General features: G+C 46.6%; 11 protein-coding genes. 4 read left to right on the forward strand and 7 right to left on the reverse strand.

Annotation, left to right across the window (positions count from 1 at the left end; all coding sequences use genetic code 11):
- Positions 1–42: 42 nt before the first annotated feature.
- The gene (locus PBAL39_RS10660) at positions 43–2,403 is read right to left on the reverse strand and encodes an alpha-L-rhamnosidase N-terminal domain-containing protein (protein WP_008241199.1); all 2,361 of its coding nucleotides are present in this window, start codon (positions 2,401–2,403) and stop codon (positions 43–45) included.
- A 7-nt stretch (positions 2,404–2,410) separates the two neighbouring features.
- A complete protein-coding gene (locus tag PBAL39_RS10665; RefSeq protein ID WP_083801731.1) occupies positions 2,411–3,580 on the reverse strand; it encodes a glycoside hydrolase family 130 protein in 1,170 nt (389 codons plus the stop codon).
- 286 nt (positions 3,581–3,866) lie between these two features.
- Here PBAL39_RS10665 and PBAL39_RS10670 point away from each other — a divergent pair, with 286 nt between their 5' ends.
- The 4 genes from PBAL39_RS10670 (at position 3,867) to cysC (ending at position 7,636) form a co-directional block, all read left to right on the forward strand.
- Entirely contained in the window at positions 3,867–5,765 is a 1,899-nt protein-coding gene (locus PBAL39_RS10670; RefSeq protein WP_232282935.1) for an RICIN domain-containing protein, read from the forward strand.
- 102 nt (positions 5,766–5,867) lie between these two features.
- Positions 5,868–6,254 carry a hypothetical protein gene (locus PBAL39_RS10675; RefSeq protein ID WP_157273987.1) on the forward strand — a complete coding sequence of 129 codons (387 nt, stop codon included), beginning with the start codon at positions 5,868–5,870 and terminating at the stop codon, positions 6,252–6,254.
- Positions 6,255–6,653: 399 nt separating this feature from the next.
- Entirely contained in the window at positions 6,654–6,899 is a 246-nt protein-coding gene (locus tag PBAL39_RS10685) for a hypothetical protein (protein ID WP_008241208.1), read from the forward strand.
- Between the two features lie 119 nt (positions 6,900–7,018).
- A complete protein-coding gene (gene cysC, locus PBAL39_RS10690; protein WP_083801732.1) occupies positions 7,019–7,636 on the forward strand; it encodes an adenylyl-sulfate kinase in 618 nt (205 codons plus the stop codon).
- Here cysC and cysQ read toward each other — a convergent pair.
- The 5 genes from cysQ to PBAL39_RS10715 all read right to left on the reverse strand — a co-directional run bounded on the left by cysQ (position 7,626) and on the right by PBAL39_RS10715 (position 13,825).
- A complete protein-coding gene (gene cysQ, locus PBAL39_RS10695; protein WP_008241217.1) occupies positions 7,626–8,408 on the reverse strand; it encodes a 3'(2'),5'-bisphosphate nucleotidase CysQ in 783 nt (260 codons plus the stop codon). The genes cysC and cysQ overlap by 11 nt on opposite strands.
- Positions 8,398–9,438 (reverse strand): sulfotransferase, encoded by a 1,041-nt coding sequence (locus PBAL39_RS10700; RefSeq protein ID WP_008241218.1) that lies wholly within the window; start codon positions 9,436–9,438, stop codon positions 8,398–8,400. The genes cysQ and PBAL39_RS10700 overlap by 11 nt, the downstream gene beginning before the upstream one ends.
- A 2-nt stretch (positions 9,439–9,440) precedes the next feature.
- Complete coding sequence (chrA, locus tag PBAL39_RS10705; RefSeq protein ID WP_008241220.1) at positions 9,441–10,721, reverse strand: chromate efflux transporter; 1,281 nt, start codon at positions 10,719–10,721, stop codon at positions 9,441–9,443.
- Complete coding sequence (locus PBAL39_RS10710; protein WP_157273988.1) at positions 10,721–12,151, reverse strand: aryl-sulfate sulfotransferase; 1,431 nt, start codon at positions 12,149–12,151, stop codon at positions 10,721–10,723. Before PBAL39_RS10710 ends, chrA begins: the two co-directional genes overlap by 1 nt.
- A 105-nt stretch (positions 12,152–12,256) precedes the next feature.
- Entirely contained in the window at positions 12,257–13,825 is a 1,569-nt protein-coding gene (locus PBAL39_RS10715) for a RagB/SusD family nutrient uptake outer membrane protein (protein WP_008241223.1), read from the reverse strand.
- Between the last annotated feature and the right edge of the window lie 21 nt (positions 13,826–13,846).

Here is a 13,846-nt window from a genome sequence, read left to right on the forward strand (position 1 = left end):
ATAAAATTGCAAACAAGAGCGTAGCTTATTGTAGCCTGGTTATTATTGGAGTTCAAAATGAAATGAAGTGGCACCAACATTCAGGTTATAGATTTTGTCCTTCCAAACGAATTTACCACTTGTTTCCTTCGGCAGTGCGATGTCAATGTTCCACTTCCCTGCTCTGAAGACATATTTCACGGACACCTTGCCGTTGGGGTGCGGAATTTCGCCACCTACATTAGTCATCGTTCCCAGGTGTGGCTCAATCTTTATCCTGCTAAATCCGGGAGCATCCGTGTCTATGCCCAGTACCGTCCTATAAAATTCAATGTTAGGGCTGGCACCCCAGGCGTGACAGTCTGAGCGGACTGTTTGCAGACTGGAATCCTCCGCCCAACTGGTCAGGCCCAGCCTGATATTTTCCCTCCAGATGTCCAGCCAGTTCATATAGTCGTTGCCCATACCACCCTTTACCAATGCCTGATGCAGGTAATACTTGAAATAAATGGTACACTGAGTCAACTCTTTATCATTAAGTAAACTGGCAGTAACACCTTTAATGTCCGCTTTGTCTATGATATTGGCTAAAATGGCCAGGGCATTGACATGCTGAGAATACCCCTTATGGTCCTTTGTATCCGCAAACAATTTCTTTTCTGCATTCCAGTATTTACGTTTGATGGTATTTTTCAGCTGCTCAGCTTTTTCCCTGTATTGAGTGGCAAAAGAAGACATGCCCATAGCCCCTTCCATCTCTGCAGCCCATTGATAGGCCAGCAGCAGTTGCAGGTCATAAATGGTTGCACTTCCATCAGATCCCTTAGGGCCCCATCCCATATCGCCCACCCAATCGACGAAAGTCCAGTATGGCACATCTTTGAGAGATCCATCCTGCTGTTGGTACTTGCTGAAAAATTCCAGGACAGCCCTTTCTCCGGTCAGTTTATCCTTGATAAAATTTGCATCCGGGCGGTACATCCAGTAGTCATGCAACATACCGATGTACCATAATGAAAATGTGGAAATGATCTGCGTGCTGCGTGTTGGATAACGGCTCATGGTTACCCCTTCTGTAAGGCGCGACCGGTCCATGAGGTTAAGCGCATTGGCAGCCAGACGATCGTCGCCGCTATTATAATAGGAGATCATGGCCTGTATCCGTGTGTCGCCGATGTATTGCAGTTGTTCATAATACGGGCAATCCATATAGGTTTCGATGGCATTCAGTCTTGCTGTGCGCCATCCAATTTTAAGGATGTCTTTGATTTCATTGTCTTGTGTCTTAAAAACAGCGTTTTCCTTAAACGGATAACCGGTAAACGTCCCATATAAATCATTGATGACCAGCGGTTCTTCCTTCGTGTTTACAATGACGCGCAAATAACGGAAACTGCGGTAGTTGAGGGTAGTGAACGACTGGCGTTCGGTACCATCCGCGAGGATACTGTCGATACGCCCGATAAAGCGCTTTCCTTCCACCTCATTGCGGTTGCTCTTGCGCAGCTCGTTGCCCCCCTGATCGTACAATGATTCAGCGTATCCCAGAGAGATACCCGCGCCTTTGCCTTTACTGAAATTCAGCGTCACATAAGCATTGGTGTAATATGTCTGATCCAGCAATAATGTCACAGTACGATTGGCCGGGATGGTCAGCGCTACCTTTTTAGCAGGAAAGCCTGCAGGAGCGGTCATGCCAGTCGCCGTCCGCAATTCAGGAATACGTTGATAAGTCGCTTCCATTTGAGGTAGTGGCGATGGAACCAATTGCCAGGCGAGGCCGTCCGACATTCCCTTCAGCTTGCCATCAAACAGCTTTGCTGCCGCCGGCCATGACTCGTCATCAAAACCAGTAGCAGCCCAGTCCCCTTTAACGGTATTTTTCATGTCAACCAGCTGTCCCTTGCTTGCTGCAAAGAAATAACCTGGAATCGGGAGATGACCTTCATCACGGATACACTTCCAGCTTTCGTTAGTATTCAGGACCTCTTCACTTTCAGAGTTTCCCTGAACAATAAAAGCTGTACGTACAGAAATCTGAGCTTCCGGACGATACTCCGCCTCATTCCATACTAGTGCAGACACCGTATTTTTTCCGGTGGTCAAATACTTTGCAATGTCTACGGTTTCGTAGTTCCAGTAGAAAGTATCACCTCTGGCAGGGCCTAACGACACCTGGTTGCCATTCACATAAAGTTTGTACCGGTTGTCTGCGGATACATGGATCACAAAAGATCCCGGTTTTTCTGTTAGTTCAATACGCTTACGAAAGTAGAATACGCCATATTCCATTCCATTACCATCCTTTGAGGCGATCCATTGCGCATTCCAGGGCTTTTCTATTACAGACGAAGTAACATGAGCGTAGTTCTTGACGCCAAGCGTACATAAAAACACCAGCAGGATAAAAGTATATTTCCTCATTTTTTATTTATTTAGGATGATAGATAGCGACGCCAACTCTTGAATCTGCACAACCGTAATACAGGAACCACTTGTTTTTAAAATACACCAGTCCTTCCACGAATACAGTTCCTGCAGGGTACTGCCCGCTCTTCTCGAATGCCTCCTGGGGTACAAAAAATGGCTTGTCCAGTCTCTGCAACACCTTCTTCGGATCATTCTTGTCGAACAATATTTGTCCTGCCGCATAAGTGTTCGCGGTATAATTCGTATCTCCCTTTGCTCCAGACCTATTTTTACCATTGTAGAGTAACACAATGCCATCTTTGGTGAGCACTGCCGGCGGGCCACATTCAGTGAGCTGACTATCGAAATATCCTTCCCGCGGACTGACGGACGCCAGGAGCCCACCGTTTGTGTTTAATTCAGGCGTCCAGTTGATCAGGTCCTCTGAGGTGGCCACGTTGATCATATGTTCTCCCCAGTACATGAGGTAACGGCCGTTCACTTTAGTGATCAGCTGCCTGCCATTTTTAAGGCTGGTGACGATGGACGCCGACTTACTGGGGATGTCAAAGAATTTTCCCTGATGAGCTTTTCTGAATACGGATCCATGTTTTTCCCAGTTCACCAGGTCTTTTGAAGTCGCTACAGCCAGCCGGGGCACCTTTTTATTCCATTGAGTGTAGAGCATGACATAGGTTCCATCGTCAGCCATTGCTACTCGTGGGTCTTCACATCCTCCTGTCCATTCATATGCTTTCTGACTGTCATTTGCCGGAAAGAAAACCGGCTGAGAACGGGTATGCATCGTCAGCCCGTCTGAGCTGGCAGCCAAGCCCAGCCTGGAAGTACGCTCTCCAATACCCTGACCGCTTTTATCTTCCGCGCGATACAAAACGTAAATGCTGTCTCCTTTTACCGCCGCTGCAGGATTAAAGGTGTCGTTGGCCTCCCAGTGGATAGATTTTCCGCTCATTGGATCGAGAAAAGCTGAACTGCTGTTTGGCGAAATGACCGGTTTTGGATTGTCCGGACGGGTAAAAGGTGTCAGAGACCATTGTCCTTGCTGCTGGAATGTCCTTGGTGCACATCCTGCTATGGCAAGGGTCAAGACCACGGTGAGTATTACCGGGACTTTTTCGGCATAACTACTACATTGAGCATAGCAATGCACATGGCTTTTTTTATTCCACATTCTATTAAATCTTGGTTTATATTTGGCAAATAAATCTAAGGCAATATAAAACGTTTTAGTAATAATCTTACATTTTAACTTTTTTTTTACATCCGCAATCGTATTTTCCTTTCACATGCGGCCAACCACACCACTCATCTACCATACTATCTGTGGTACCTGCATGGGAACGTGAGTCTTATCGCACCAACTTTTACCAAAAAAATTGATGTATATATTTCGCTAAATCGATTTGTTTATATTAACTTTAGTATCAACCAAATATCTAAACCAAATGAACATAACTATGATGAGAAATCTCCTCTTTCTGTTAGGAGTATGGCTAATTTTTTCCTGTAAGAAAGACCAATCCCAACCACCCAGCCCGGGAAGAATGATTAAAGGCTTCAGTCTGGAACAGGGTCAGTATGGATCTGCCAGCATTTACAACAAGGATGAACAGTATAAGGTACTGGTCAGATTACAGCCCGATGCCAATCTGAAAGCGCTCAAGCCGATCATCGAGATCTCTGACGATGCGAGCGTAAGCCCCGCTTCCGGAACAACCATCGATGTATCTACCAATAAGAAAGTGATCTACACGGTAACGGCAGCCTCCGGGCAAAGCAGACAGTGGGAAGTAGAATTTAGGATGTATGAATCCACGATTACTGATTATGACACCTATAGTATCGCTAATGCGGTGAACAACCGCGTCATGCAGGTCTCCGGAAACATCAGTTTCAACGAAAAATACCTGAACAATGCGGGCATTAACGTTGCCGATCCCGAAGTAAGCACCGGAGAAAACCTAAAAAGATGGCAGGAATGGGACATCATCTATAATTCTACCGTTGATGACATCAAGTATTACCAGATCAGAAACTTAAACAGCGGCTTATTTCTAAATGCCAATGACGGTACGGGTCAGCAGGTCCGGCAAAAATGGGAGCTTAAAAGCACCATGGATCAGCAGCTCTGGAGAATCGAAGAGACGATACAGGATGGTAAGTATCAGATCGCCAACAAGGCGAACAGCCTCTACCTGACCATGAGTGGCAGTGGCACCGGCGTTCAGGTCACCCAGGAAACAAAACTGGATTCCGACCCACAAAAATGGGCAATCACCAGACTTCCAAGGGACAGCTACCGAGATGGGGAGGTGACCAACTTCTTCAACAGGACCCAGGGTTCTGTGGCCTTTGACCAGGGGAACAGCATTCCACTGTTAGATGGAAGGGTACTTTGGGTAACTCAGGATGCCTGGTATCAGGGTTCTCTGGCTGGCAATGGTAATTTGCAGGGTAATCATACCATATCCTATACCAATTCGATCATCGTTCAACCTACCCTGACGAACTGGAGCCCGGATGCGCCGATGATGACCGCAGATGGCAGGTCTAATGGCAATATCGGCAATATCATCCCAAAACAACCAGGAAAACAATGGAGCTGGCCAAGTGCGGGTGTACAGATTGGAAATTCTGTGTACATCCACAACAGAGAGGGTGCGGGCCTCGGTACCGATGACGACAACCAGGCGCTTTACAAGCTTGACGCAGTGACACCTACACACTGGAATGTGGCACGGCTTGCCCCTGCCGGACTGACCGCATCAGAAAAACTGGTGAGCTATGCCAATGGCATGGTAAAAGCCAGTGATGGTTTTGTATATGTATACGGCAGTCGCACAGACCCTAACAGCTTCGGTTTTGCAACGTATCTTCATGTCGCACGTTTTCCACAGAGCGATCCGCAGAACTGGACTTTCTGGAACGGCAGCAGCTGGACTGGCACGGCCTCAGTTGCCTCTTCGGCACACATCAATACCGGCCTGGGCACCAACTATGTGGGATACATCAATGGAAAATATGTACACCTGACCATGGACCAGGGATTTTACTGTGGAATCGCATCGGTGAATATGTACATTTCTACGTCCTCCAGTCCGACAGGCATTTTCACGCCTAAAAAGCTGGTATATACTTTTACAGAGTTTTATAAAGGCTACAATGCAAGAATCTATACTCCATTGATTCATACACAGGCCGTGAATGGCAGAAATGAACTTTTACTGACCTATAGTATGAACTATGGAGCCTGTCCGGGACAAAATGATCCGCTGACAGAACCTGATGGTACATTGGATCCTTATTATTACAGGGTTAAAGGCGTACGTGTACCTTACGAAATGATTGGGTTATAAATACAAAACTCAAAATCAGGCTGATGCCCGGTGCTATTTATGCCCGGGCATCCGTTTTTGGAAAGATTATTGCACGGCAAAATGTGGAACAATAACCATGTGATGCGCAAAATCTATCTTTTTTTAACTCTATCGATCCTGACTCTAGCTTCATGCAAGAAATCTGAAAATGCCGATCCCCTGATTAAAAGGTGGTACATTTACGAAGTAGAACGCATCTCCATTTACAGCGATGGCAGACCCAACGAATCTTCTGTAACTCCAACAGATGATCCACGTGAATTCATGGAATTTAAATCCGATGGCACCCTGGACTCTTATGTTGGAACGGGTACTTACGCACGTAAAAATGATGTACTGGAGCTCAGAGTTGGTACTGACTTCGTGTCTTATCGTTATACCCTGACAGCGGACCGGCTGGAGCTTAACAAGGCGGAGAAGGTTGACAGTCACGATATGCAGACGATTTTCAGGCTAAAACAGCCTTGATTCATTGCTCCCTATTCCGGATGATCAAATAGTAGATAACAAAAAACCATCCGAAGAATCCTGCTATTGCTGAAGTCAGCACAGAATTTGTTCTGGTCCAGCAAATTGCGACCGCTAATGCGGAACCGATTCCAATTCCACTCCCGATTATCGTAGTGGTTGTCTGATCTGGCGATTGAGCGAAACAGTTGCTGGCAGCCAGCAAAAAAATAATGAGTAAGCAGCGTTTTTTCATAGCTTAAATATACTCGTGTTTTTTTTTAAAATGCAGTAAAAAACATTCAATCCGGCTTTTTAGCGAACATTTACCTAACAAAATGATGCCATCGTTTCATAATTTCCACTATATTTAGGACGCTAACACTTATTATTCATAAAATCTAACGGATGTTATCAAAAATGACAACTAAACAGGTGGCCCTTGCCCGCATAAGGTTCAATACCGAGAGCAATGGCAGGGATCTCTGCTGGAGACTGGTGCTTGACGGGGAGGAAATCATTGTCGAGTCCATTAATATTCAGGCTCCTGTGTTCACTTCCAGAGACTGGATGGAGCCGATCAACACTTTTAAACACCACATTTCCGTTGCCAATTGTCAGGTGGAGATTGACGAATCCGGAAATGCATTGATTACCCCGATGTAATCATAGTCAAGTTTTCAGGACTATCGGAAATTTGTTTTGGCTGATCCCTTGTAATTTTGAGGCTACACCACTAAGATCAACCTAAAACCAATGGTATCAACTTAAAATCAATTTTTCTCATGGATATTCAGAACTTATGCCTTGAAAATAGTAAAATTGAATCGAAATCAACTCCTCTGGGTACAACAATGAACAAAAAATTACCGGCACAAAAAGCGTTAACGATCTGGCTATTTGGACTTTCAGGAGCAGGAAAAAGCACTATTGCGGTTGCACTAGAGGCGATGCTTACGGAAAACCAACTCTTTTGTGTGCGACTGGATGGAGATGGGCTACGCGACGGTGTAAATAAGGGGTTGGGATTTACACACGCAGACAGGGCAGAAAATGTACGCAGAACCTCAGAAATCGCCAGGCTACTCTGCAACAACAATGTGATCGTCATCTGCTCCCTGATTACTCCTCTGAATGAACACAGGGAGATCGCCAGGTCGATCCTCAAAGAGGATCTCCTCGAGGTATTTGTCGATTGTCCGCTGGAAGTTTGTGAACAAAGAGATGTCAAAGGATTGTATCGGAAAGCCAGGAATCATCAGATCAACAAGTTTAGTGGTGTAAGTTCTGAATTTGAGCGTCCGAACCATGAAGTCATGACTATAGCCACATCAGCAATGTCCGCAGCGCAATGTGCAACACTTGTTTATGAAAAAATCATCGGCAGGATCGTTACTGGCTAACCAATTCTCCCTGCGTCGCAATCCGGCATACAAAGCTGCCATTTCTGAGTGATTCCTTATTGTATAAAAAGGGTTTACCTTCAGGTGTACTGAAAACCGCACCACTATAGCGTGCAATGGCATGTCCGGCAGCAGTATCCCATTCCATGGTAGGTCCTTTACGATAGTAGATGTGTGCCAGTCCCTTTGCAATCAGGCAAAACTTCAGGGAGCTTCCCGCGCTGCTTTGGGACGTCACCGGAAACTGGCTGAGGTAGGACGTTTCTGAAGGATCGGAATGCGAGCGGCTGCCTACAGCCACCCACTCTCGTGCATCCTGATCCACATGGAGTGGAACCGCCTTGCTACCCGGGACCTGCATAAAGCTACCCTCAGCATCTCCATAATAGAGTAAATCCTGACACGGTACATAGATCAGCCCAAAAACGGGTGTATCTTTATGAATTAATGCGATGTTGACCGTGAACTCATCATTTCTGTTGATGAACTCCTTTGTTCCATCGAGTGGGTCTACGCACCAGAAATAATTCCAGTCTTTACGGCTTTCATAAGGCAGGTGTGCACCTTCTTCAGACAACAAGGGGATTTCAGGATATAATTTCCCAAGTCCATCTGCGATGACCTGATGCGATAACTGATCTGCTAAAGTCAGCGGTGAATCGTCTTCTTTGTAACTGACCTCTCCAAAACGTGACTGGTCGTTGTAAACTGATAGGATTGCTTTTCCCGCCAATACGGCGAGGTCCAGCAGCGGTTGTTTATCAAGCTTCATAGCTGTAGGTTTGTTGAGGTATCCTGTTTTTAATTGCTGCAAGGATTTCTTCCTGCGGTCTTCTATTTTCTAAATCTTCAGCCCTGGCATCCTGCAGGGACTTTTTCTTCAATTCCTGATTCAACAGATTGTACTGGACAACACGCTCCGGTGAGATCAGCTGTTCATGATCCGGATGCCCGAAATCGGTCTCAGTCGGATAGCCTAGCTTTGCTAAGGTAGCTCCTGCAATACGCTCAAAGATCGCGAGGTCATCCGCCTGGAAGGCTTTGAGGTAATTGCCGGTGTTATTTTTCATAATCGGTTTTTTCAGGTTGCTCCACATTTCCCCGGCCTCGGCCGTAAGTTTTGAAGTGCGTGATTCGTAAAAGGAAAGCATGTCTGCCGAGTACTGAATTTCGAGAAAATTGCAGAGGCTCCTAACCGTTTCTTCTGGGGCAGTAATCAGCGTTTCATAATTTAGTTTATAAAACCGGTCTGCTCCTAGCTGCTGTTCCAGGGCCAGGCATGCTTCCTGATCTTTAGACCATTGCTTCGCCAGGTGATAACTGTGCTTCTCCCCCACTACTGCCTTTTTGAATGAGGCGGCAACATCCCTGCCGTCCCTGAACAAAAACACGTATTTCAGGTTCAGCCCTGCAGCTTCCAGCTGTTCCGCATAATGTACATTTGCCATGCTCTTGCAACACCAGTATTTCGCCTGTTTAGCCTCAGCTGCAGCTTCATAAATTAGCCTGTTGAGCTCCGGCAGCGAAAAGTTTCGGGAAGCATCAAAAATCTGCTGTGCATCCAGTGTCACCCCTTCCCAGGGAACAGGGTTGGCATCCACGTAAGCTACCACGTCGTCTACCAGGCGACGATAGGACGTCTGGTCCAAGGGCTCATACAAAGGCAGTAGCGGCATAAAGGTGACCAGGATATGCGGTGGATGCGGAGAGGCGATTTCGCTGGACTGATCCAGGATCACCCTTAACAGATTCGAACCTGAGCGTTGTGTTCCAATAATTTGAATTCCAGTAATTTTATCCATAACTAGTGCATGAGGTTTTTAATAACTCCAAAAAGAATGGCACCGGCAACAATGTAAACCGGGCTCACTTTATATTTAAAATTGAGGACGAAGGAGACCATGAGAATGGCAACGACGTAGACATTGAGTTTGTCGGCAGCAAGCAGTCGCCATGCAGATACCAGGATCAGTGCAACAACAACGGTTTTGATCCCACTGAGCATATTCATCAGCACCATATTTTCCTTATAGCGGTTCACAAAGCGGCTGACCCTGATCACCAGAAATACCGAGGGTGCAAAGATCGCTATTGTTCCCAGCACTGCGCCCGCTACGCCCGACACCTTATAGCCAATAAATGCAGCGCTGATGAGAATTGGCCCTGGTGTAGCCTGACTAAATGCGATGGCATCCACAAATTCCTTACTGCTCAGCCAATGTAAATCCTTGACAAAAAGTGACTCCATGATGGGGATCATGACATAACCACCTCCAAATAAGGAAAGGCTGATGCCCCCAAAAATGCTGAGGATACGAAGTTGAACAGGACTGATCTGCCTGGAGATGCTGCTGAGAAACAAGACCTGGTTAATCCCCAGCAACAGGATCAATCCATTAGTCACCGCAGTTACCAGCTTGCTGCCGGGTTCTGATTTAAGGCGAGCCGGTCTGTTTTTGTCTATTGTTTTCTTGCCACCTTGCAGCTGCATCAGGAAACCCGCGCCCCCCCCTGCAATCAAAACCCCTACGGTGACAAAGTAATTGCTAAAAGCCAGCAGCAACAATAGCGCCGCAGCAAAGAGCAGCATCTTTTTGGTGTTTTGCTGCACTTCTTTTTTAAAGAGCTGCACACCTGTTGCCAGGATGATGGCACTTACTGAACCCGCAATGTAGGCGGTCGCTTTTTCCCAGGATGTACCTTGCTGATGTGTAAAATATTGCCAGGCAACCAACAGAATAATGAGGAATGCGGGCAAGATGACTGCAACCGTACTCACGATCGCACCACTGGTTTTACGCAGATGGAAACCGATCTGACCGACTACGTTGACTGCAAGTGGCCCAGGCAGGAAGCTGGCGACGCCAATGCTGTCCAGAATCACCTCATCCTCCAGGATCTTATCTTTCTCCACCATCATGCGCTGCACTACAGAAATCAGTGCCATGTGTCCTCCGAACGCGACCAGTCCGACTTTAAAAAAGGTAAAAAACAGATAACCTAAGGTCACCCGCGTAGAATGGGCGTTGCTCAGCACTGCAGTTTCTTCTATCTCTTTCACTGGCATTTTTAAGGTATGCTCCATCAGATTTTGGGTTTAACGTTTTCAAAATCATTAATTTCTTCAAGTCGGTAGGGATCTCCCCCGACCTTAATTTTCCAAAGAATCCGGCCTTTCATATCTGTAATCAGGAAAGCACGCGGATCAGTAAGACAGAACAATACTTTGTCCTGCTTAGCACCGAAAAGGGCGGCACTGCCCTTGGCAGTCGTATAGTATTCTGCCGGTAAGGTTACGGTCCTGGTTGCAGTAGCCGTCTTCGCAAGGCTGTCGAGCTGGAAAATCATGGCCCTGGAGATGCGATTGCGTTCACCATTGTCCAGGATCATCAGCTGATTACCATAGACCGGATGCGCATAATGCTGGGCGCTGAAGAGCGCCTGAGGGTTCATCGCAAAATCTCCGCCCTGACCGAGCTTCCATAAAACATTGCCCGACTTAAAATCGATCTTCCAGATCTGGTTCAGGTCGCGAAAAGACATCAAAAAGTCACCATCATTCAGCCTATAGACGGAGTTTCCATGAACCCAGTCTTTTTTGTGCTTCAGGATTTCAGGATCTTTAAGGGGATCCAGGTGATCCAGCACCGACCACTCCCATACCTTCTTTCCTTTAGGAGAAAAAACCACGATACCATCTCCGTTAAGCGTATCTCGTGATTTACCCTTTACCGACGACAGGTCTGCTATTTTTTTAGTGAATGTGAGGCTATAGATGTTTCCATCCTTATCTTTCCTTACCTCATGGTGCACGAGCTTATCCATATCCCCCACGCCCTTTTTCAGGTGTGTAATCACCTTCCCATCCAAACCAAGCTCCAGAATTTCATCACCACCTGACGATGGAATTTTTTCCGGGCCGACGATACACAGAACCGTCCGGTCTTTAGTCCAGTGGCTCACCTTCACTCCTTTCTGAAAAGGCTCATACCATACAATTTCACCGGTATGATCGATGATCACCACTGAACCTGGTTCGGTGAGGATCTGGGTAAGGAAATACTTTCCCTTCAACTCCGCATCCAGTTCGGGCGCTGTCGCCTGATCGAGGCTGAAATAGGGCGTAGCCTGGTATATCGCCTGCGTTTCCAAAGGGTATATCTTGCTATATGCCCGCTCCTTTCCGCTGACGGTCACCACGCGAAAACGGTATGCTGTTCTGGAAATAGTATTGGTCAGGTGCAATTCATGCGCTGCTTTACCCCTGGAAAGCTCAGAATACAACGTGTCTTTACTCCCCTTTTTCCAGTACTGGATATAGGCATCACAGTCCTTACTTGTCGTTACCTTTACCGGAAACCTCAACCTGTTGGATGGGAGTTTCACCAGCTCAATGTCATTGACCTTCAACTGTACTGGCGGCCATAACAACCATTTGCCAGCCAAAACCAGCAAGGCCACCGCAACTACAGCGATCATCAACCAAAAATTCCTGTTGTTCTTTGTTTTTATCAAGGGAAACTATTTTTAACAGGAAAAAGATACTGCATAAATCAGTATCTTTTTCCTTGTTTCTCATTTTACTTTTTTATTGCAAGGATTACCATTGCTTTCCTACGCTTATTTTATACGCCCCGCATTGATGCTTGCATCTAAGGAAGTATTACTTTGAATTTCACTTTGCGGATAAGGGTAAAGTGCGTAGTTCACGGCGTCAGAATAGGTACTTGCATTTTTTAAAGTCGGCACCACCTTTTCTTTAAATTTAAGTAGCGGATTCGCGCCATTGCTTGCCGTTTTCCCCCACCTGATCAAGTCATCGCGACGGCGGCCTTCCATAAAGAATTCTTTATTTCTTTCCTCAAAAATAGCGTCTCTTAAAGCCTCTTTAGTACTGAAATTAGACAGCAGATACTCCGGCAGGTTGCTCCTGGTGCGGATCTCATTGATCAGGCTGATGCTTTCTGCATTTGGGCCGTTCAGCTCATTCAAGGCCTCAGCCCTCATCATGAGTACATCGGCATAACGAAGAATGGTAACGTTGTTAAAACCGGAATAGTTGTAGTTACCGGTGTGTGGGTATTTGAGGTTATACACAAAAGTCGCCAGGATGGTATCCCTGCCTGCCGCCTGAGCCTCCCCGCCGTAGGCTTTTGGCACGGCCATAATCTGACCATATAACGTGGTGAACTTACCTGTCAGCAAATCACGACGCGCATCTGCAGGGCTAAAGATGGAGTAAAAGCCGAGATTCAGCGGGAAATTGCCCCATCCACGATTATAATCCCAGGGAGTGGAGTTCTGCCCGAAGCTATTGGAGTTGATGGCGTAAGCGTCCACCTCATTTGAAGATTTCAGCACAAAGATGAACTCATTGTCCGACCTGTTGTCCCTTGAAAACAGAGATACGATCCCGCCTTCCGCCCTGGTTCTCAGATCGTAACCTTTACCCATCGCTTCCGCAAGTTTATCAGCTGCATTTTTCCATTCCAGTCTGCGCATATAAAGTCTGCCCAAAAGTGCTTTTGCAGCAATGGAAGTAGCACGTGCCACCTGGGCCGGCGGATAAGATTGCGGAAGGTTTTCTTCTGCAAACTGCAGGTCGGCGATCATGACAGCCTCAACAGTTGCCTGATCAGCAATAGTTGGGTTTTCATCCGCCTCAGACAACTCTGACGACGGTTTGTTCAGCAGAGGCACGCCGCCCCAGAGCGAAGTAGCGTCATAATAGGCCAGAGCACGCAGGAAGCGGACCTCTGCCAGGTGCTGATTTTTAAGTGTTTCTGTAGATCCGTTGCCGGTATAATCAATTTTTTTGATCAGCTCTTCGGATTCATTAGCCCTGGAGATCATCCTGTAAATGCTGCTCCATACACTACCGAATGTAGAGTTACTGGCGTCATAAGTCAACTGATCCAGCTGTACCCCCTGTCTGGCAGTTAAGGTGGTGGTCACCACATCGCAGGGATACTCATACAACCAGTACAGGTAACCCGCATAATAACCAAACCCTCCGTTATCTTTCAGTCCGGCATAGGTTCCGTTAACTGCCTGTTCGCCATTTACGGGTTTGGAAAGCGTACTGGCATCAAATACAGAGAATGTTTCTTCTTTAAGTCCTTTCTGGCAGCCTACTGCTACGAATGCACTGATTGCGGTTACCAGGAGTATATTTTTTGTAGTTCTCATTGCTGTAATATTAAAAGGTTA

This window comes from Pedobacter sp. BAL39 (assembly GCF_000170795.1).
GTDB lineage: Bacteria > Bacteroidota > Bacteroidia > Sphingobacteriales > Sphingobacteriaceae > Pedobacter.